Annotated in this window: 20 protein-coding genes; 11 read left to right on the plus strand and 9 right to left on the minus strand. The window is 72.4% G+C overall.

Annotated elements, in window-relative coordinates; genetic code table 11:
- Positions 1–29: 29 nt before the first annotated feature.
- The 3 genes from CK485_RS14460 to CK485_RS14470 form a co-directional block, all read right to left on the minus strand.
- Positions 30–1,133: a trypsin-like peptidase domain-containing protein gene (locus tag CK485_RS14460; protein WP_109450568.1), complete on the minus strand. Its 1,104-nt coding sequence runs from the start codon at positions 1,131–1,133 to the stop codon at positions 30–32.
- A 95-nt stretch (positions 1,134–1,228) separates the two neighbouring features.
- Complete coding sequence (locus CK485_RS14465) at positions 1,229–1,981, minus strand: methyltransferase domain-containing protein (RefSeq protein ID WP_109453008.1); 753 nt, start codon at positions 1,979–1,981, stop codon at positions 1,229–1,231.
- A 95-nt stretch (positions 1,982–2,076) separates the two neighbouring features.
- A complete protein-coding gene (locus CK485_RS14470; protein WP_109450570.1) occupies positions 2,077–2,670 on the minus strand; it encodes a DUF3043 domain-containing protein in 594 nt (197 codons plus the stop codon).
- Positions 2,671–2,983: 313 nt separating this feature from the next.
- On the opposite strand from CK485_RS14470, the gene CK485_RS14475 reads away from it, so the two are divergent.
- From CK485_RS14475 to CK485_RS14490, 4 genes are all read left to right on the plus strand, one after another.
- Positions 2,984–3,787, plus strand: coding sequence for a PspA/IM30 family protein (locus CK485_RS14475; RefSeq protein WP_109450572.1), 804 nt, complete (start codon positions 2,984–2,986; stop codon positions 3,785–3,787).
- Between the two features lie 62 nt (positions 3,788–3,849).
- Positions 3,850–4,128 (plus strand): hypothetical protein, encoded by a 279-nt coding sequence (locus CK485_RS14480; RefSeq protein WP_109450574.1) that lies wholly within the window; start codon positions 3,850–3,852, stop codon positions 4,126–4,128.
- Positions 4,129–4,275: 147 nt separating this feature from the next.
- Positions 4,276–5,499, plus strand: a complete 1,224-nt coding sequence (locus tag CK485_RS14485) for a histidine kinase (RefSeq protein WP_241968351.1) — start codon at positions 4,276–4,278, stop codon at positions 5,497–5,499.
- Positions 5,496–6,200, plus strand: a complete 705-nt coding sequence (locus CK485_RS14490; RefSeq protein ID WP_241968352.1) for a response regulator transcription factor — start codon at positions 5,496–5,498, stop codon at positions 6,198–6,200. The genes CK485_RS14485 and CK485_RS14490 overlap by 4 nt, the downstream gene beginning before the upstream one ends.
- A gap of 15 nt (positions 6,201–6,215) precedes the next feature.
- On the opposite strand, the gene CK485_RS14495 is transcribed toward CK485_RS14490, so the two are convergent.
- Positions 6,216–7,094 (minus strand): GNAT family N-acetyltransferase, encoded by an 879-nt coding sequence (locus CK485_RS14495; protein ID WP_109450578.1) that lies wholly within the window; start codon positions 7,092–7,094, stop codon positions 6,216–6,218.
- 109 nt (positions 7,095–7,203) lie between these two features.
- On the minus strand, positions 7,204–8,376 hold the full coding sequence (gene nadA, locus CK485_RS14500; RefSeq protein ID WP_109450579.1) for a quinolinate synthase NadA: 1,173 nt from the start codon (positions 8,374–8,376) through the stop codon (positions 7,204–7,206).
- Between the two features lie 316 nt (positions 8,377–8,692).
- Here nadA and CK485_RS14505 point away from each other — a divergent pair, with 316 nt between their 5' ends.
- Positions 8,693–9,058: an iron-sulfur cluster assembly accessory protein gene (locus CK485_RS14505; RefSeq protein WP_109453012.1), complete on the plus strand. Its 366-nt coding sequence runs from the start codon at positions 8,693–8,695 to the stop codon at positions 9,056–9,058.
- A 101-nt stretch (positions 9,059–9,159) separates the two neighbouring features.
- On the opposite strand, the gene CK485_RS14510 is transcribed toward CK485_RS14505, so the two are convergent.
- Together CK485_RS14510 and CK485_RS14515 are read right to left on the minus strand one after the other, a co-directional pair.
- Complete coding sequence (locus tag CK485_RS14510) at positions 9,160–10,758, minus strand: hypothetical protein (RefSeq protein WP_109450581.1); 1,599 nt, start codon at positions 10,756–10,758, stop codon at positions 9,160–9,162.
- A 168-nt stretch (positions 10,759–10,926) separates the two neighbouring features.
- Entirely contained in the window at positions 10,927–11,208 is a 282-nt protein-coding gene (locus CK485_RS14515) for a hypothetical protein (protein WP_109450583.1), read from the minus strand.
- Positions 11,209–11,486: 278 nt separating this feature from the next.
- On the opposite strand from CK485_RS14515, the gene CK485_RS14520 reads away from it, so the two are divergent.
- Entirely contained in the window at positions 11,487–12,461 is a 975-nt protein-coding gene (locus CK485_RS14520) for a carbohydrate kinase family protein (RefSeq protein ID WP_109450585.1), read from the plus strand.
- Between the two features lie 71 nt (positions 12,462–12,532).
- On the opposite strand, the gene CK485_RS14525 is transcribed toward CK485_RS14520, so the two are convergent.
- A complete protein-coding gene (locus tag CK485_RS14525; RefSeq protein WP_109450587.1) occupies positions 12,533–13,921 on the minus strand; it encodes a cysteine desulfurase/sulfurtransferase TusA family protein in 1,389 nt (462 codons plus the stop codon).
- Positions 13,922–14,166: 245 nt separating this feature from the next.
- Here CK485_RS14525 and coxB point away from each other — a divergent pair, with 245 nt between their 5' ends.
- From coxB to CK485_RS14545, 4 genes are all read left to right on the plus strand, one after another.
- The gene (coxB, locus tag CK485_RS14530; RefSeq protein WP_109450588.1) at positions 14,167–15,165 is read left to right on the plus strand and encodes a cytochrome c oxidase subunit II; all 999 of its coding nucleotides are present in this window, start codon (positions 14,167–14,169) and stop codon (positions 15,163–15,165) included.
- Positions 15,162–16,892, plus strand: a complete 1,731-nt coding sequence (ctaD, locus tag CK485_RS14535; protein ID WP_109450590.1) for a cytochrome c oxidase subunit I — start codon at positions 15,162–15,164, stop codon at positions 16,890–16,892. The genes coxB and ctaD overlap by 4 nt, the downstream gene beginning before the upstream one ends.
- Positions 16,889–17,287 (plus strand): cytochrome c oxidase subunit 4, encoded by a 399-nt coding sequence (locus CK485_RS14540; RefSeq protein ID WP_109450591.1) that lies wholly within the window; start codon positions 16,889–16,891, stop codon positions 17,285–17,287. Before ctaD ends, CK485_RS14540 begins: the two co-directional genes overlap by 4 nt.
- A gap of 202 nt (positions 17,288–17,489) precedes the next feature.
- The gene (locus CK485_RS14545; protein ID WP_109453014.1) at positions 17,490–18,752 is read left to right on the plus strand and encodes an Ig-like domain-containing protein; all 1,263 of its coding nucleotides are present in this window, start codon (positions 17,490–17,492) and stop codon (positions 18,750–18,752) included.
- A 79-nt stretch (positions 18,753–18,831) separates the two neighbouring features.
- On the opposite strand, the gene CK485_RS14550 is transcribed toward CK485_RS14545, so the two are convergent.
- Positions 18,832–19,239, minus strand: a complete 408-nt coding sequence (locus CK485_RS14550; RefSeq protein WP_109450593.1) for a hypothetical protein — start codon at positions 19,237–19,239, stop codon at positions 18,832–18,834.
- A 304-nt stretch (positions 19,240–19,543) separates the two neighbouring features.
- Here CK485_RS14550 and CK485_RS14555 point away from each other — a divergent pair, with 304 nt between their 5' ends.
- Entirely contained in the window at positions 19,544–20,164 is a 621-nt protein-coding gene (locus CK485_RS14555) for a heme-copper oxidase subunit III (protein WP_109450595.1), read from the plus strand.
- Positions 20,165–20,244 lie beyond the last annotated feature (80 nt).

A 20,244-nucleotide genomic window follows, 5' to 3' on the forward strand; every position in this document is an offset into this window, starting at 1 on the left:
TCCCGTACGGCCCGGGCGACCGCGCCGGCTCAGCCCTGCAACTGGCTCAGCGTCACGTTCACCGTCTTCGTCGAGCCGTCGCGTTCGTACGTCACCGTCGTCCTGTCGCCCGGCTTGAACGAGGCCAGGGCGGTGGACAGCGACGCGGTGTCGGTCACGTCGGTGCCGTCGAGCCTGGTGATGATGTCGCCCGGCTTCAGGCCCGCCTCGGCCGCCGCCTGACCCGGCGTCACCGCGACCACCGCGACGCCGGTGGGCTGGAAGTCGCTGCCCAGCACGGTGCGCACGGTCACCCCGAGGGCCGCGCGGTTGGACGAGGTCACCTTGCCGTTCTGGATGAGCTGGCCCGCGATGTCGGTCACCGTGGAGACCGGGATGGCGAAGCCGATGCCCGGCGCCGCGCTGTTGCCGAGGTCGGGGTCGGTCGCGGCGAGCGTGGGGATGCCGATGACCTGGCTGGAGAGGTTGACCAGCGCGCCACCGCTGTTGCCCGGGTTGATCGACGCCGAGGTCTGCACCATGTCGGAGATCGTGGCTCCGCCTCCGCCGCCCCCGCCGCCCCCGCCCTCGTTGACGGTGCGGCCGACCGCCGAGACGATGCCCTCGGTCACGCTGCTGGACAGGCCGAGCGGGTTGCCCATGGCCAGCGTGATCTGGCCGACCGCGACCTTCGAGGAGTCGCCGAAGGAGGCGGGCTTGAGGTGGGCCGGCGGGTTCTTGAGCCGGATGACCGCCAGGTCGTCGGCCGAGTAGGTGCCCACCAGGGACGCGTCCAGGGTCGACTTGCCGGTGGCCAGGGTGACCTTGAAGGTCGTGGAGTCGCCCACCACGTGCGCGTTGGTGACGATGTCGCCCTTGGTGTCGTAGACGATGCCCGAGCCCAGTCCTGAGTCGGTGGTGATCTGCACGACCGAGGGCAGGACGTTCTTGACCACCTGCTCGTAGTCGTCCTGGAGCTGGTTGCTCACCGTGGGTGCGGCGCCGGTCGTCACGCTCGTCGAACTCGGCGCGGGCGAGGGGGAGTCCTTGGAACCGGAGCCCGAGCAGCCGGCCAGCAGAGCCCCGGCACACACGACGACGACGGCCGGCAGCAGCGGCCCGGCCCGGAATCTGCGGTTACGTGTTCCGTCCATGCCCGGAGTGTCCCTTTTGGGAGGGGGTGCGGGAAGGACCCGTACCGCGATCCCCAGGCGTGTCGGCCGACCGGCCCCGGCGACGCCTGGCCGCCTCAGGCCTGCTGGCCCGCCCCGCGCACCCCGAACAGGTGGGTCAGCGCCGCCACCGCGCGGTACGGGTCGGTGCGCCCGGCGCGGTCCTCCGCGGACAGCAGCCGCTCCAGCGCTCCCGGCTCGTCCGGCACCGGAGCGTCGTCGGGCGCCGTGTCGGTGAAGACCCGCACCCCGTACCAGGCGTGCAGCGGGGTGCCGATCGCGGTCAGCGTCTCGGCGAGCACCTCGCGGCGGTCGGCGCGGGCGCGCAGGCCCAGCCGGTTGGTGTACGCGTCGGTGTCGAACGCCTCGAGGGCCCGGCCGAAGTCGCCGGCGAGACCGGGCCGCATCGCGAGTGCGTCCGCGTTGCGCACCAGCAGCGACAGCAGTCCGCCCGGCGCCAGCACCCGGGCCAGCCCGGCCAGCAGCGCGTCGGGGTCGGCCACGTACATCAGCACCCCGTGGCAGAGCACCACGTCGAAGCTGCCGGGCTCGAAGTGGCGGCCGGTCTCCCGCCCATCGCCCTCGATCAGGCGGACCCGCTCGCGTATGCCCTCGGGCTCCGCGGACAGCTCCTCGCGCACCGCGTCCAGCATCGCCGGATCGCTCTCCAGACCGGTGACCTGGTGGCCGCCGCGGGCCAGCCGCAGCGCCTGGGTGCCCTGGCCGAGTCCGACGTCCAGCACCCGCAGCCTGCGACCGACGGGGAAACGGGCCGCGATCTGCTCGTCGGTCTGGCGGGCGACCAGCTCCTGGCGGACCGCGTTCCGCAGGCCGCCGAGCTTCGCGAGCCAGGCGGCCGCCGCACCGGAGAAACCGGGGACGGTGGTCGCCGTTCGGCTCGCGGCCGTCTCCCCGAAGACCGTCGTCAAACCTTCTCCCCGCGCTTGACCTGCGGCTTCGGCAGCCGCATCCGGCGCATCTGGAGGGTTCGCATCAGCCCGTAGGCGACCGCGCCGCGGTGGTTGTCGTTCGGCAGCCGCTCGCGCAGCGTCTTCTTCAGCCGCAGCGCGGTGAAGAACGACTGTCCGACGATGAGCACGATCAGCAGCAGCCACAGGACGAGGGAGATGTCCTTGAAGCGCATGTTCGGGATCATGCTGAGCACCAGGATGATCACCGCGAGCGGCAGGAACAGCTCGGCGACGTGGCGGCGGGAGTCGACGTAGTTGCGGCACAGCTTGCGCACCGGGCCCTTGTCCCGCGGCGGCAGGTAGCGCTCGTCGCCGCTGGCCAGCGCCTCGCGCTGCTTGGCCATGTCCACCCGGCGCGCCTCGCGGGCCTGCTTGGCCGCCGCCTTGCGGTCGCGCGGCACGGTGGCCTGGGCCCGGCGCTGGGTCTGGGCCTCGTTGCGCTTGGGCGTGGGGCGGCCCTTGGGGGCCTGCGGGTCACGGGCGCGGTCGCGCTCCACGGTCACCGTGCGGGCCGCGGGCTGCTCATCCTGGGAACGACGTCGGAACACAAGGTCCAAGGGTACGTGCTGCGGCGACGGACCCGGCACCGCGGCGGCAGGCCGTTATGAGGCCGGTACGCGAGGCGGCGCCGCGGCGGGCCGCCGGGCCGGCCGCCGTACCGTGGAGGAGGGGGGAACCCGCTCGGTCCGCGATGCGGCCGTGACGATCACCTACTCCCTGGGCGGGAGCCCGCGCCGCGGTGATCGTCCCTCAGGATGAGCGCATCCGCCGCCGGACAGTGCGGTAATGGAACCTGGGCCCGTACTGTAGGGGTCAACGTCAGGTGCCGGAGCAAGTCGATGAAGGGGGCGCGCGAGGCCCATGAGCGGTGTCATGAAGCGGATGGGGATGATCTTCCGCGCGAAGGCCAACAAGGCCCTGGACCGGGCCGAGGACCCGCGCGAGACGCTCGACTACTCGTACCAGAAGCAGCTGGAGCTGCTGCAGAAGGTGCGACGCGGGGTCGCCGACGTGGCGACGTCCCGCAAGCGGCTGGAGCTCCAGCTGAGCGGGCTGCAGCAGCAGTCGGCCAAGCTGGAGGACCAGGGCCGCAAGGCGCTGTCGCTGGGCCGTGAGGACCTGGCCCGTGAGGCCCTGTCCCGCCGTGCCGCGCTCCAGCAGCAGGTCACCGACCTGGAGACCCAGCACCAGAACCTCCAGGGCGAGGAGGAGAAGCTCACCCTGGCGGCCCAGCGCCTGCAGGCCAAGGTGGACGCCTTCCGCACCAAGAAGGAGACCATCAAGGCCACCTACACCGCCGCCCAGGCGCAGACCCAGATCGGCGAGGCGTTCTCCGGCATCTCCGAGGAGATGGGCGACGTCGGCCTCGCGATCCAGCGGGCCGAGGACAAGACCCAGCAGATGCAGGCCCGGGCCGGCGCGATCGACGAGCTGCTCGCCTCCGGCGCGCTCGACGACCCGAGCGGTCTGGCCAAGGACGACATCGCGGCCGAGCTGGACCGGGTCGCCGGCGGCTCCGACGTCGAGCTGGAGCTGGAGCGGATGAAGGCGGAGCTGGCGGGCGGCGGCAGCGACTCCCGGCAGGCCATCGAGGGCGGCCAGGCGGGCGCGAACGGCAAGGCCCAGCAGCAGTCGCAGGACCAGCCGCGTTTCGACAAGAGCTGACCCGGCCACCGCAGCAGACTGCTCACATCCGCGCTTCGCACCCCGGAAGGGAGACCACCGTCATGATCGTACGGATCATGGGGGAGGGGCAGGTCAAGCTGGCGGACAGCCAGCTGCCCCGGCTGAACGAGCTGGACAACGAGTTGCTCGCAGCCATAGACAAGGGCGACGAGGCCGCCTTCAAGACCACGCTCGGCGTGCTGCTCGACGCCGTGCGCGAGCTGGGCGAGCCGCTGCCGGACGACTCCCTGGAGCCGTCCGAGCTGATCCTGCCGTCCCACGAGGCCTCCTTGGAGGAGGTCAAGGCGATGCTCAGGGACGACGGCCTGATTCCCGGCTGACCTGGCGCCCCCTGTCGGCGTCCGCAGGTACGGCACCACCGCGCACCGCGTCCATCGCTTGCGAAACGGCCCGCGAACCCCGCTCCCGGCACCTCGGGGGCGGGGTTCGGCGCTGTCCGGAGCGGAATGCCCGTACCGTGTCGTGCCGTGAACCCTCTTGCCGGACCGAGGCTGGCGCCGCGGGTGCCCCCGCTCGCCGTGGACTGCGCGATCGCCGCGGTCGTCCTGGTGTCGATCCTGCTCAGCGGCGCGCTGGGACCGGCCGGTGACGCCTTCCGGCTCACCGCGGTCAACGTCGCGCTGACGGTGGCGGCCTGTGCCGCGCTGGTGGGCCGCAGACGGGCGCCGCGGGCGGTGCTCGCGGTCACCTGCGCGCTGACGGTGACCGCCACCGTGCTCGACAGCGGCGCCCGGTCGGTGCCGGTGGTGGCGACCGCGGTGCTGGCGCTGTTCACCCTCGCCGCCTACACCGACCGGCCGACGACCTGGCGGGTCGGTGCGCTGACCTGCGCCGGGCTGACCGCGGTCAGCATGGGGTACGGCTCCGGGCCCTGGTACGCCCAGGAGCACCTGGCCGTCCTCGCCTGGACCGGCCTGGCCGCCGCCTGCGGTGACGCGGTGCGCAGCCGCCGGGCCTACGTGGCCGCCGTCGAGGAGCGCGCGGTGCGGGCGGAGCGCACCCGGGAGGAGGAGGCCAGGCGCCGGGTCGCCGAGGAACGCATGCGCATCGCCCGCGAACTGCACGACGTCGTCGCCCACCACATCGCGCTGGTCAACGTGCAGGCCGGGGTCGCCGCGCACGTGATGGAGCGCCGCCCCGACCAGGCCCGCCAGGCCCTCGCCCACGTACGCGAGGCCAGCCGCTCCGCCCTGGACGAACTGCGCGCCACCGTCGGCCTGCTGCGTCAGGCGGGCGACCCGGAGGCGCCGATGGAACCGGCGCCCAAGCTCGCCGACCTCGACCACCTCGTCGAGCGCTTCACCCACGCCGGACTCGCGGTCGAGGTGGTGCGCGACGAGAGCGGCGGTGCGCTGCCCGCCACCGTCGACCTGACCGCGTACCGGGTGATCCAGGAGTCGCTGACCAACGTCCACAAGCACGCCGGTGCCGGGGCGCGGGCCGAGGTGCGCATCGTGCGCGACGCGACGGGCCTGGAGGTCACCGTCGAGGACGACGGCACCGGCGAGGGCCGTACCGCCGACGCGGTCCCCGCGGGCGGCGGCCACGGCCTGATGGGCATGCGGGAGCGGGCCGCGGCGCTGGGCGGCATCTGCCACGCCGGGCCCCGCGCCGAGGGCGGCTTCCGGGTCTTCGTACGCTTGCCGTCGGCCGGGTACGCGGCCGCCGGACGCGAGGAGGAGACGGCGTGAACGGGGACGGCACGGGGGAGCGGGACACCGGCGGCGGTCAGATCAGGGTGGTGCTCGCCGACGACCAGGCCCTGCTGCGCAGCGCCTTCCGGGTGCTGGTGGAGTCCGAGCCGGACATGGCGGTGGTGGGTGAGGCGTCCGACGGCGCCGAGGCGGTCGCGGTGGCCCGGCGCGAGCGGGCCGACGTGGTGCTGATGGACATCCGCATGCCCGGCACCGACGGCCTGGCCGCGACCCGCGAGATCACCGGCGACCCGGACCTGACCGGCACCCACGTGCTGATCCTGACCACCTTCGAGGCGGACGAGTACGTCATCGAGGCGCTGCGCGCGGGAGCCGCCGGGTTCCTGGGCAAGGGCGCGGAGCCCGGCGCGCTGCTGGACGCGATCCGCACGGTGGCCGCGGGCGAGGCGCTGCTGTCACCGGCCGCCACCAAGTCCCTGATCACCCGCTTCCTCGGGACGGGCGGCGGGCCCGACCCGGTGGCGGCGCGCAGGCTCGACGTGCTGACCTCGCGCGAGCGGGAGGTGCTGGGCGAGGTGGCGGCGGGACTGTCCAACGAGGAGATCGCCGACCGCCTCGGCGTCAGCCCGCTCACCGTCAAGACCCACGTCAACCGCGCGATGGCGAAGCTGCGTGCCCGCGACCGCGCCCAGCTGGTGGTCATCGCCTACGAGACGGGCCTGGTCCGGCCGGGCTGAGGAGCGGGCCGCGGGTCACAGGAAGGTGCTGGACGCGACGTACGGGGCCGGCGGACGCATGCCGCGCAGGCACAGGTAGCCGGAGTTGGCCGGCGTCAGCCCGGCGGCCAGCCCGACGTCCACCGCCCACTGCTGATCCGCCGTCAGGAATCCGACGCGCGCGTCGGTCTCGCGCGGCACGGCCAGCAGCGCCGCCGTCAGCAGCCTGCTCGCCAGCCGCCGCGAGGTCGCGGCCAGCAACTCGACGGTGCCGGACTCGTGCAGGTAGACGTAGCCGCTGCCGGCCAGGTCGTCGACGACCAGCAGGCCGTGGTGGCGCAGCAGTTCGTCGTGGTCCGGGCCGTGCGCGCCACCGCGCAGCCGCCGGTCGACGGAGTCCATCAGGTCGCGGTGCTTGGCCGTCCCCTCGTGCACCGGGCCGTCCGGTGCGGGCAGCCGGTCGCGGTCGACCGGGCCCGACAGCCGCATCGCCGGGTGCAGGGTGAAGCCCGCCCTGCGGTACATCGCCGCCGGCCGCGGATCCGGCGGGGCGCAGACCATGCCGCGCAGGCACGACCGCCCGTACGCCATCGCCGCGGCCAGCAACTCCCGGCCCACGCCCTGCCGTTGGAGCCGGGGCGCGACCGCGAGCAGGGACAGCGACCAGGTTCCCTCGCGCCGGGTGGACAGCACCGCGCCGACCGGCGTCCCCTCGTCGTCCCAGGCGGTCCAGCAACCGCCGTTGTCCGTGCGGGCCAGGTGCCGGAAGAGGGCCCGGCCCATCGCCCGCTCCCGCTCGCAGGAGGGGCGCGGCGGTGCGCCGCGGGCGGTGCGGGACGCGGCGAACGCCTCGTCGGCGACCTGCGTCACGGCCTTCGCGTCGTCGAGGGTGTCGCGGAGCGGGCGCAGCAGCATGCCGCACATCCTGCCGCGCACGACGCCCCCGGCACCATGCCGGAGGCGTCGTGGAGGTCAACGGCCCACAGGGCCGGGGGCGTTGGACCACGGGCTGTCGCGGGCCGGACTACGGGAGCGCCAGCATGCGCTCCAGCGCCAGCTTCGCGTAGTGCTCGGTCTCCTTGTCGACCTCGATGCGGTTGACCACCGTGCCGTCGGCGAGCGACTCCAGCGCCCAGACCAGGTGCGGCAGGTCGATGCGGTTCATGGTCGAGCAGAAGCAGACGGTCTTGTCGAGGAAGACGATCTGCTTGTCGGGATGGGCCTTGGCCAGGCGGCGTACCAGGTTCAGCTCGGTGCCGATCGCCCAGGCCGAACCGGCGGGCGCGGCGTCCAGCGCCTTGATGATGTACTCCGTCGACCCGACCTGGTCGGCGGCGGCGACCACCTCGTGCCTGCACTCGGGGTGCACCAGCACGTTGACGCCGGGTATGCGGGCGCGCACGTCCTGCACCGACTCCAGCGAGAAGCGGCCGTGCACCGAGCAGTGCCCGCGCCACAGGATCATCCGCGCCGCCCGCAGCTGCTCGGGCGTGACGCCGCCACCGGGCTTGTGCGGGTTGTAGACCACGCAGTCGTCCAGCGACAAGCCCATGTCGCGTACCGCGGTGTTGCGCCCGAGGTGCTGATCGGGCAGGAACAGCACCTTCGTCCCCTGCTCGAACGCCCACTCCAGGGCACGCTTGGCGTTGCTGGAGGTGCAGATGGTGCCGCCGTGGCGCCCGGTGAACGCCTTGATGTCGGCCGAGGAGTTCATGTACGAGACGGGCACCGTCACGTCCGCGATCCTCGCGTCGGTCAGGACGTCCCAGCACTCGGCGACCTGCTCGGCGGTGGCCATGTCGGCCATCGAGCAGCCCGCGGCCAGGTCCGGCAGGATCACCTGCTGGTCGTCGCCGGTCAGGATGTCGGCGCTCTCCGCCATGAAGTGCACACCGCAGAAGACGATGTACTCCGCCTGCGGCCGGGCCGCCGCGTCCCGGGCCAGCTTGAAGGAGTCACCCGTGACGTCGGCGAACTCGATGACCTCGTCGCGCTGGTAGTGGTGACCGAGGACGAAGACCCGGTCGCCGAGCCGCGCCTTGGCCTTGCGGGCCCGGTCCACCAGGTCGGGGTCGGAGGGCGCGGGCAGGTCGCCGGGGCACTCCACCCCCCGCTCGCTGCGCGGGTCGGCCTCGCGACCGAGGAGCAGCAGGGCGAGCGGCGTGGGCTGTACGTCCAGCGGTTCTGTGGTGGTCACGGGCGTTGCGCCCTTTCTCTCTGCACACACTTCTCGTCTAATTGACGTTATTCATCATAGCTCGTTCGCGTCAGATTGACGATGGCCATCGTGTCGATGTGACGCATCCCGCTGCGACCGGCCCGGCCCGGCGGCGGGCGCGTGACCGCGGCGCGCCGGGTGTGCGAGCATGAACGTCAGACGGAAGCGGATAAGCCGGACCAGGCCCGCCGCCCGGCCCGGGAATATCTCCGGGGCGCCGACGGTTTTCAGTCGGCGGCACAAGGCAGAAGTCCTAGCGCAGACCCGAAGCGCGAAACCACCGGGAGTGAAGCAGATGACGGTTCAGGACGAGACCAACGCGAACACGACCGCGAGCGACGGCATCATCCTGTCCGACGCCGCCGCGTCCAAGGTCAAGTCGCTGCTCGACCAGGAAGGCCGCGACGACCTCGCGCTGCGTGTCGCCGTGCAGCCCGGTGGCTGCTCCGGTCTGCGGTACCAGCTCTTCTTCGACGAGCGCTCGCTCGACGGCGACGTCGTCAAGGACTTCGGCGGCGTCAAGGTCGTCACCGACCGGATGAGCGCCCCCTACCTCGGTGGCGCCTCCATCGACTTCGTCGACACCATCGAGAAGCAGGGCTTCACCATCGACAACCCGAACGCCACCGGCTCCTGCGCCTGCGGCGACTCCTTCCACTGAGCCCGAGGGCCCGCCCACGGCGGGCCCCAGCGCGTCAGCCCCGTGGCGGCGCGTCCCGGATCACCGGGGCGCGCCGCCACGGGCGTTTGCGGGAGCCCGCCTCAGCGGGCGGCGGCCACCGCGCGGCCGTCCGAGGAGTCGTAGACGGTGCGCGAACCCAGCGGCCGGGCGAGCGTCACCCGTACGGTCATCGACCTGGCCGGCATCGGGCAGATCCGGTGCGGCTCCTTCGGCGTCGCCGTGACGGCCACGTGCACCGCGCTGTCGCTCTGCCCGGTCACCTTCCCGGCGTAGTCGGCGCACATCCCGCCCCAGAAGCGCAGCACCAGCGCCCGCCCGTCCGCGGTGTACGAGGTCACCGGCGCCCGTGACGCGGACACCGCAGGGGCGCTCGGGCCGGAGGACGGCGACGGGGCGGGCGCGGGCGGCGGCGTGCCCCCGCCCTGCGCCAGCGCCGCCTGCGCGACCGTCCGCACCGGAGCCGCCCCGGACGCGGCCACCTGGAACAGCCACGACGGCACCAGCTCCTCGCCTCCCGAGCCCCCGGAGGCGAACCGCGCCGACAGGCCGAAGACCGCGCCACGCACCAGCAGCGGCGGCGTCGACGCGAGGCAGGGCGCGCTGCCCCGGACAGGCGCCGTGGACGCCGTGCCCCGGGCGGGCGGCGTGGACGAACGCAGCAGGGGGCCGCCCGGATCGACCGGGCCGGGCCCCGGCACCGCCGCCGTCCCGGAACGCGCGACGCCCGTACCGCCACCCGGGTGCTCCCGGCCGCACAGCCCCGGCCCGGCCGCCGCCGCGGCCCGCCGCAGCCGGCCCAGCGCGACCACCGCGCTCGTCACCGGGTACGCGGCCCCGCGCGTCAGCGGCGCCAGCCGCCCGGAACCGCTCACCACCCGGCCGTCAGGGCCGATCACCAGCGTCGTACGCCACCCGTACGTGGGCAGCCCGCCGACCACCGGGTCCGCCGTCACCGTGCGCAGCCCGTCGAAGGCCGCCGAGGTCCCGGAGGCGTCCCCCCGCGCCCCGCCGAGGCCCAGCGCCGCCAGCACCGCGGCGGCGTCCCGCCGCGCCACCCCCTGCGCGACCGCGGGACCGCCCGGCGTGGTCGTCCCACCGGTGCCCGCGGCGCCGTAGCAGACCCCGGCGCCCGAGGCGACGCGCTTGGCCGCCGCGCAGCCGGTCCCCGCGCCCGCGCGGGCGAACGCCCAGCCGCCGGGGGAGTCCTTCGCCACCTGGAGGGTGGGCCCCGCACCGCTGGAGCCCGCCTTCCACAAGCCGTCAGCCGACGTCACCGCGCCGGGCACGCCCAGCGCCGCCGCCAGCCGCGTCACCTGGTCGCGGGAGACCGCCCCGCCCGGCCGGTAGACGTGCGCCGAGGCGGGCCCCGCGGGCAGGCGTCCGGTGAGCCGGTAGGTCTGCCCGGCCTGTGTCGCCGGTGCGCCGTCGCCCAGCCCGCCGGCGCCCGCCGCGCCGGTGACGGACGCGGGGCCGGTGCGGGCGCGAGGCGCCGGATCTGCGGCCTGGCGGGCCGGGCCGTGCGACGAGGCCGCCGCCCAGTAACCGCCCCCGCCCGCCAGGACCACCCCGGTCACCAGCGCCATGGTCAGCGCCGCCCGGTGCCGGCGGCGCGGCGGCGCCCCGCCGTCCCGCTCGTCCCGCGCCGTGTCCTCAGCCGTCCGCTCGCGTTCGCCGTCCACGATCCGCTCCCTTGCCCGGCGTTCGTCCGATCGATCTTCGAACCGATGCTGACGCGCCTTGGACGGAACGAGGCGCATTGCGGTTCCGCACCGGCGCGCCGGGGGCGTGGAACGGCGACACCCCCGGCGCCGTGCGCCGGGGGTGGAGGGGGCGGGGGAGCGGCCGGGTCAGCCGCCGTAGTCCGGCATTCCGGCCACCGCGTGACGCGAGGACTCGGGGACCGTCGTGCCGTGGATGCGGGAGGGCGGCACCGGCTCGTGCGGGCGCGCGTGCGGCGCGGCCCAGCGCGGCGCGATCCGGCGGCAGTCGCTCAGCAGATCCCCCGCCGAGCCGGAGCCCGGGCCGTCGTGACCGGGATAGCCGGGGAAGTCGGGGAACTCCGGCGGCTCGGCGGTGGCGGACGGCGGGCGGGGCTGCGGGTGCTCGGGCCCTCGGTCTGAGGTGTTCATCATCGCTCCCGGTCGGGGGTGCGGGCCCGTGCGGCGGGCCCTGACACCGCCGACTCTAGGCACCCGGCGCGCCGGGTGATACCTGTACGTTCCGGTAATTTCGCGGTGTCGCGATCCGGCGGCTTCCGCCGCGCGGCGGAAGGCGGCGGGATGGCGTGCTCCGCTGTGTCGTGCCGCGCGGCGGTGCGGGTAGCGTGGGCTGGTCCGGCAGCGGTACCCGGTGCCGGACAAGCCAGCGCCACCGAACCGCCACCGACCCCGTAGGAAGCAGACTCCTCGTGCGTATCGCTGTCACCGGCTCCATCGCCACCGACCACCTGATGACCTTCCCCGGTCGTTTCGCCGACCAGCTGGTCGCCGACCAGTTGCACACCGTCTCGCTCTCCTTCCTCGTCGACAACCTCGACGTGCGCCGGGGCGGCGTGGCGGCCAACATCTGCTTCGGCATGGGCCAGCTGGGAGTCCGGCCGCTGCTGGTGGGCGCGGCCGGAGCCGACTTCGACGAGTACCGCGCCTGGCTCGACCGGCACGGCGTCGACACCTCGTCGGTGCGCATCTCCGAGGTCCTGCACACCGCCCGCTTCGTGTGCACCACGGACGCCGACCACAACCAGATCGGCTCCTTCTACACCGGTGCGATGAGCGAGGCCCGGCTCATCGAACTCCAGGCGGTGGCCCAGCGGGTGGGCGGCCTGGACCTGGTGCTGATCGGCGCCGACGACCCGGAGGCGATGCTGCGGCACACCGAGGAGTGCCGCTCGCGCTCCATCCCGTTCGCGGCGGACTTCTCCCAGCAGATCGCCCGGATGGACGGCGACAACATCCGGATACTGCTGGAGGACGCGGCCTACCTGTTCTCCAACGAGTACGAGAAGGGCCTGATCGAGTCCAAGACCGGCTGGACCGACGAGGAGATCCTCGCGCGCGTCGGCACCCGGGTGACCACCCTCGGCTCGCGCGGCGTGCGCATCGAGCGGACCGGCGAACCGCCGATCGAGGTCGGCTGCCCGGAGGAGGAGCGCAAGGCCGACCCCACCGGCGTCGGCGACGCCTTCCGGGCGGGCTTCCTGTCCGGCCTGGCGTGGGGCGTCGGCCACGAGCGGGCGGCGCAGGTCGGCTGCATGCTGGCGACGCTGGTCATCGAGACCGTCGGCACCCAGGAGTACCAGCTGCGCCGCAACCACTTCATGGACCGCTTCGCCAAGACCTACGGCGACGACGCGGCCGCCGAGGTCCGCGTCCACCTGTCGTAACCCCCGCGCGACGGCCGCCACATACGGCCGCCCGGGCCCCGCGGCACCCGGGCGGCCGCGCCCGCGTGCCGCTACGACAGCCGGCGCACCACGTAGGCCACACCGCGCGCGGCCTCCCGTTCGCCGACGTACTCCTGCCCGCGCATCCCGCACCACGCGGGGATGTCGAGCCGGGCCGCCTCGTCGTCCGACAGCACGGTCACCGTCGCGCCGACCGGCACGTCACCGATGACCTTGGCCAGTTCGATGACCGGGACCGGGCAGCGGCGGCCCAGCGCGTCCACGACGAGACCGCCGTCGTCGGCGGCGCGTCCCTCGCGCGCGGGCGCGGCCGGCAGGTCCAGCGAGCCGCGCACCCGCGTGACGACCTCGGGCAGCACCCGCAGGAACTCCTCGACGTCCCCCTCGCTCGTGCCGCGCGGCAGCGACACGCGGACGTTCCCCTCCGACAGCACGCCCATCGCCCGCAGCACGTGGCTGGGCGTCAGAGTGCTGGACGTACAGGACGATCCGGACGACACGGCGAACCCCGCCCGGTCCAACTCGCCCAGCAGCGCCTCCCCGTCCACGTACAGGCAGGAGAAGGTGACCAGGTGGGGCAGGCGGCGCACCGGGTCGCCGACCACCTCCACGTCGCCGAGCAGCGCCGGCACCCGCTCCCGGATCCGGTCCACCAGCGCGCTCAGCCGGGCCCGTTCCGCCTCCGCCTCGGCACGTACCGCGCGCAGCGAGGCCGCCGCCGCCACGATCGCGGGGAGGTTCTCGAAGCCCGGGGCCCGGCCGCGTTCCCGCTCGTCGGACGGGCCCGCGGGCGCGAACCGGACACCCTTCCTGACCACGAGCAGTCCGACTCCGGGCGGTCCGCCCCATTTGTGGGCGCTCGCGGCGAGCAGCGACCAGGCGCCGTCCACCGCGCCCCAGCCCAGCGACTGCGAGGCGTCCACCAGCAGCGGCACACCCGCCCGCGCGCAGCCGTCCGCCACCTCCGCGACCGGCTGCACGGTGCCGACTTCGTGGTTGGCCGACTGCAGGCACGCCAGCGCGGTGTCGGGCCGCAGGGCCGCCTGATACGCCTCGGCCGCCACCCTCCCCAGCCGGTCGACGCCCACCTCGGTGACCGTGCCCCCGGCGGCCTGATGGGTCTCGGCCGCGTGCAGCACGCTGGAGTGCTCGACCGCCGAGGCGACGAGATGACGGCCCGTCCGGCGCCGCCCGGCCAGCGCTCCGGCCACCGCCGAGTGGATGGCGTGGGTACCCGAAGGGGTGAAACTCAGTTCGTCAGGGCGGCAGCCGACCGCCTCGGCGGCCGCCTCCCGCGCGGCGTCGAGCAGCACTCGGGCGCGGCGGCCCTCGCGGTACAGGCGGGCGGGATCGGCCCATCCGTCGTCCAGCGCGGACAGCAGCGCCTGTCGCGTGACGGGATGCGGGGGAGCGCTCGAAGCGGCGTCGAAGTACGGCACCCGTGCACGCTATCCGGCGGGTTTCCACCCCTCGTCAAACCGGGGGCCATCCGGGGGTGTCCACCCCTTCGAGGGCCATACGCGGGCTCGCCCGGCGCGTTGGTACCCCTCCCCGCGTGGCCTGGAAAAGCGTCCAGTAGGGTTTGGTCCGCATAAACATCCACACCCTGCCCGCGCCAGGGCGCCGACCGACGCAAACGGCCGGGTTCCCGGACGCGCGGGCGAGACTCTCGGGAAGGCGCTACGTGAGTCCCAACGGCTCCGACCGCAAGTCGCGGCGCCCGATGCGGCGGCGGTTGCCGCAGGCGTTGGCCGCGGGCCTGGTCCTGGTGACCGCTACCGGTTGCTCCTACAAGGACTTCCCCCGCCTCGGCATGCCCAGCCCCGCCACGGAACAGGCACCGCGGATCCTTTCGCTCTGGCAGGGCTCCTGGGCCGCCGCGCTGGCGACCGGTGTGCTCGTCTGGGGCCTCATCCTGTGGAGCGTGATCTTCCACCGGCGCAGCCGGACGAAGGTCGAGGTTCCTCCGCAGACCCGTTACAACATGCCCATCGAGGCGCTGTACACGGTCGTCCCCCTCGTCATCGTCGCGGTGCTGTTCTACTTCACCGCCCGCGACGAGTCCGACCTGCTGAAGGTCTCCAAGAAGCCGGACCACATCGTCAACGTGGTCGGCTACCAGTGGAGCTGGGCCTTCAACTACGTCGAGCACGTGCCCGGCACGCCGACGACCCCGGTCGACCTCCAGAAGAACTCCGACCTCGCCTCCATTCCGGCGAGCGCCCTCGAGGGCGCCCCGGACGACGCCAACGGCGTCTACGAGACGGGCATCCCCGGCGAGTGGACCAAGGGCAACCCGAGCCCCGGCCCCACGCTGTGGCTGCCCGAGGGCCAGTCGGTGAAGTTCGTCCTCACCTCGCGTGACGTCATCCACGACTTCTGGGTGATTCCGTTCCTGATGAAGATGGACGTCATCCCGGGCCACACCAACGTCTTCCAGGTCACGCCGGACAAGCTGGGCACCTTCCGCGGCAAGTGCGCGGAGCTGTGCGGTGTCGACCACTCCCGGATGCTGTTCAACGTCAAGGTCGTCACCCCCGCGCAGTACCAGCAGCACCTGAAGGACCTCGCCAAGGCGGGCCAGACCGGCTACGTCCCGGCGGGTATCCCGACGACGGGTAACACCGAGAACGCCACCACGAACGGTCAGCCGGGTTCCAGCACGACCGGGAGTAACCAGTGAGTATCCTCAACGAACCCCAGGGCACGGCGGAAACGGACGACTCGTACGCGAACGAGGTCCCGGTCCGCAGCCGCAAGCCCGGCAGCGTGGTGGTCAGCTGGCTGAGCACCACCGACCACAAGACCATCGGCACGCTCTACCTGTCGACGTCGTTCGCGTTCTTCTGCATCGGCGGCATCATGGCGCTGCTCATGCGCGCCGAGCTGGCCCGCCCGGGCCTGCAGATCATGTCGAACGAGCAGTTCAACCAGGCGTTCACGATGCACGGCACGATCATGCTGCTGATGTTCGCGACGCCGTTGTTCGCCGGCTTCACCAACTGGATCATGCCGCTGCAGATCGGCGCGCCCGACGTGGCGTTCCCGCGGCTGAACATGTTCGCCTACTGGCTCTACCTGTTCGGCTCGCTGATCGCGGTCGGCGGCTTCCTCACCCCGCAGGGCGCGGCCGACTTCGGCTGGTTCGCGTACTCCCCGCTGTCCGACGCGGTCCGCTCGCCGGGCATCGGCTCGGACATGTGGATCATGGGTCTGGCGCTGTCCGGCTTCGGCACCATCCTCGGTGCGGTCAACTTCATCACCACGATCATCTGCATGCGCGCCCCCGGTATGACGATGTTCCGGATGCCGATCTTCGTCTGGAACGTGCTGCTGACCTCGGTGCTCGCCCTGCTGGCCTTCCCGGTCCTGGCCGCCGCGCTGCTGGCGCTGGAGGCGGACCGCAAGTTCGGCGCCCATGTGTTCGACGCGGCCAACGGCGGCGCGTTGCTGTGGCAACACCTGTTCTGGTTCTTCGGACACCCAGAGGTCTACATCATCGCGCTGCCGTTCTTCGGCATCATCAGTGAGGTCATCCCGGTCTTCTCCCGCAAGCCGATGTTCGGCTACCTGGGCCTGATCGCGGCGACCATCGCCATCGCGGGCCTGTCGGTCACCGTGTGGGCCCACCACATGTACGTCACCGGCGGCGTGCTGCTTCCGTTCTTCTCCTTCATGACGTTCCTGATCGCCGTGCCTACAGGCGTGAAGTTCTTCAACTGGATCGGAACGATGTGGAAGGGGTCACTGAGTTTCGAGACCCCGATGCTGTGGTCCATCGGCTTCCTGATCACCTTCACCTTCGGTGGTCTGACCGGTGTCATCCTGGCCTCGCCCCCGATGGACTTCCACGTCTCCGACTCGTACTTCGTGGTGGCGCACTTCCACTACGTGGTCTTCGGCACCGTGGTGTTCGCGATGTTCGCCGGCTTCCACTTCTGGTGGCCGAAGATGACCGGCAAGATGCTGGACGAGCGGCTCGGCAAGATCACCTTCTGGACGCTGTTCGTGGGCTTCCACGGCACGTTCCTGGTGCAGCACTGGCTGGGCGCCGAGGGCATGCCGCGTCGTTACGCGGACTACCTCGCGGCGGACGGCTTCACCACGCTGAACACCATCTCGTCGATCAGCTCGTTCCTGCTCGGCATGTCGATCCTGCCGTTCTTCTACAACGTGTGGAAGACCGCCAAGTACGGCAAGAAGGTCGAGGTCGACGACCCGTGGGGTTACGGCCGCTCGCTGGAGTGGGCGACCTCCTGCCCGCCGCCGCGGCACAACTTCCTCACCCTGCCGCGCATCCGCTCCGAATCCCCGGCGTTCGACCTCCACCACCCGGAGATCGTGGCCATGGAGCTGGCGGAGGCCGGTCACGGTGGTCAGCTGACCGGTGGCAAGGAGGCCGGCAAGTGAAGCTGCAGGGCAAGATGTTCCTCGGCCTGGCGGTGTTCCTGCTGGCCGTGGCCATCGTCTACGGACTGTGGGCCAAGGAGCCCGCGGGCACCACCGCGCTGTTCCTGGCCTTCGGCCTGAGCGTCATGATCGGCTACTACCTGTCGTTCACCGCCCGCCGGGCGGACAACGGCGCGCAGGACCGGGACGACGCCGACGTCGCCGACGACGCGGGCGAGCTGGGCTTCTTCAGCCCGCACAGCTGGCAGCCGCTGTTGCTGGCCTCCGGTGGCGCGCTGGCCTTCCTCGGCATCATCTTCGGCTGGTGGCTGCTGTACTTCGCCAGCCCGGTGATCCTGGTGGCCGTCTTCGGCTGGGTCTTCGAGTACTACCGGGGCGCCGACCAGCGCTACTGACCCGGGCACACGTTCCAGGGGCCGGGGCCCGGGCACCGCGCAGGTGTCCGGGCCCCGGCCCCTCGGCGTTCCCGCGCGGCACCGGCAGGCGTTCCCGCGCGGCACCCGGACGGACGGTCCGGCGAGGGCCGCTTATACCCGGCGGCCCCCATTTGCCGGAACGCAACGCGCCGAGCGGCGCGACTTTTCATACGTTGTGACCATGAGTCAGACATCTCCTCGCCGAACGGCGATATCCCGCCTCCCGTACCTCGCGCTGCTCGCGCCCCTGGCGGTCGCGCTCGCCGCCTGCGAGGGCTCGGGGAACCCGCTGGCCGCCGCGCCCTACGACGCCGCCAAGCAGGTCGCGTTCAGCGACACCGACGGCAGCAAGCAGGTGGACCCCAACAAGCCGCTGGAGGTGACCTCCAAGGGCGGCAGCCGGATCACCGACGTGACCGCCACGGACGGCACAGGACGCGTCGTACGGGGCGAACTCGACGCCAAAGGCACCAAGTGGCGCAGCACCGCCCCGCTGGCCGCAGGCGTCCACTACACGGTCCGGGTGAGCACCGAGAACGGGGACGGCGCGCCGGGGCTTCAGACCATCGGCTTCGACACCAAGCCCGCCAACAACCTCCTCGACGTCACCTTCGGCCCCGACTCCGGGACCTACGGCGTCGGCGAGCCGGTCACCGCGGCGCTCAGCAAGCCGGTGACCGACCCGGCCGCCCGCGCCGTCGTGGAGCGCTCGCTGCACGTCACCTCCACGCCCGCGGTCACCGGCTCCTGGTACTGGGTGGACAGCCGCACCCTGCACTACCGTCCCAAGGAGTACTGGCCCGCGCACGCCACCGTCAGCGTCACCAGCGGCCTGAACGGGGTGCAGGTCAGCAAGGGGCTGTACGGCGGCCCCGCCAAGTCGGTGACGATGGACATCGGCGACAAGGTCTTCGCCCTCACCGACGCCTCCTCCCACCAGCTGACGCTGTACCGCAACGGCGAGGCGGTGCGCACGGTCCCGGTGACCACCGGCAAGCCCGGGTACGCCACCCGCAACGGCATCAAGGTGGTGCTGGAGAAGCAGTCCTTCGTGCAGATGAAGTCCAGCACGGTGGGCATCGCCGACTTCTACGACCTGCCGGTCTACTGGGCCACCCGGGTGACGTGGAGCGGCGAGTACGTGCACGCGGCGCCCTGGTCGGTGGGGTCGCAGGGGGTGGCCAACACCAGCCACGGCTGCACGGGCATGAGCACCGAGAACGCGCACTGGTTCTTCGACCAGGTCGAGCCCGGTGACGTCGTCGAGGTCGTCAACAGCGAGGGCCACGACATGGAGCCGTTCGGCAACGGCTTCGGCGACTGGAACGTGCCGTGGGACAAGTGGCTCCAGGGCAGCGCGCTGGGCACCAAGGCCACCTCCGCCAGCCAGGCGGACGACACCACGCACCGCGGCGACCCGGCCCGCCTGGCGCCCCGCGTCTGACCCGCCGGGACGAGGGACGTCCCGGGGTGCGCCGTACGCGCCCCGGGACGCCGCCGCGCCGTCGTCCCGCGCTTCGTCGCTACGAGCCGGAGTTGACCGGCCTGCGCTCGCGCAGCAGGCCCGCCAGGGCCTCGGCCAGGGCCATCGGGTCCACCGGATGGGTGACGGTCGCGTCCGCCCGGCTCCAGGTGGCCAGCCACGCGTCCTGCGGGCGACCGATCAGCACCAGCACCGGCGGGCAGTGGAAGATCTCGTCCTTCAGCTGCCTGCACACGCCCATGCCGCCGGCCGGGACCGCCTCGCCGTCCAGCACGCACACGTCGATGCCCCCCTTGTCCAGCGCGGACAGGACGGCCGGCAAGGTGGCGCACTCCAGGTACTCCACCCGCGGCACGTCCGGCGCGGGCCTGCGTCCGGCGGCCAGACGTACCTGCTCGCGGGTGTTCGCGTCGTCGCTGTAGACGAGCACCGTGGCGGTCTGCTGCATGGTGCGGTGCCTCCTCGCTGAGGGTCGCCGCGCGGCCGGTGACCGCGGCGCGGACACGCGGATGCTACTCCCGCGACGCCACGCCCGAGGAGACCCCGGACGTCCCTTCGATCTTCCGCGCCGCCCGCGGCGGGCCGCCCCGACATGGCGTCAGCACCGGTCGGCGGCAAGGGCGACGGCACCGCGGCGACCTGGACTTCCCCCCTTCGAGGGACAGCCGCGCTACGCCACGCGGGGCCCCCGGAAGCCCTTGACACACCGAACGGCACCCCCCGGAGTGAGCGCGAGATAAGCGACCGACATAATGTCGGTCGTGGCGACAGCAACAGCAGTAGAAACCGGGCACGCGCACCCGTCGGTCAACCGGCCGAACCTCGTCAGCGTGGGAACCATCATCTGGTTGAGTTCCGAGCTGATGTTCTTCGCGGCCCTCTTCGCGATGTACTTCACCCTGCGATCGGTGACGGGGACGGCCTTCTGGCACAGCCAGAACCAGCATCTGGACGTGCCGTTCGCCTCGTGCAACACCACGATCCTGGTGCTCTCCTCGCTCACCTGCCAGCTCGGCGTCTTCGCCGCCGAGCGCGGTGACGTGAAGCGCCTGCGGATGTGGTTCATGATCACGTTCGTGATGGGTGCCATCTTCATCGGCGGTCAGATCTACGAGTACACCGACCTGGTGCGGGATGACGGGATCTCCCTGAAGTCCAGCCCCTTCGGTTCGGTGTTCTACCTGACCACGGGCTTCCACGGACTGCACGTGACGGGCGGTCTGATCGCCTTCCTGCTGGTCCTGGGCAGGACGTACGCGGCCAAGAAGTTCACCCACGAACAGGCCACCGCGGCCATCGTCGTGTCCTACTACTGGCACTTCGTCGATGTCGTGTGGATCGGCCTCTTCGCCACGATCTACCTGATCAAGTAACCCGGTTAGCACCGGACACCGGTTCCGCACCGGAACCACACCAAGCATCGACGCAGAAGATCCTGACACCGGGGTAATCC

This window comes from Streptomyces sp. ICBB 8177, assembly GCF_003144095.1.
Taxonomy (GTDB): Bacteria; Actinomycetota; Actinomycetes; order Streptomycetales; family Streptomycetaceae; genus Streptantibioticus_D.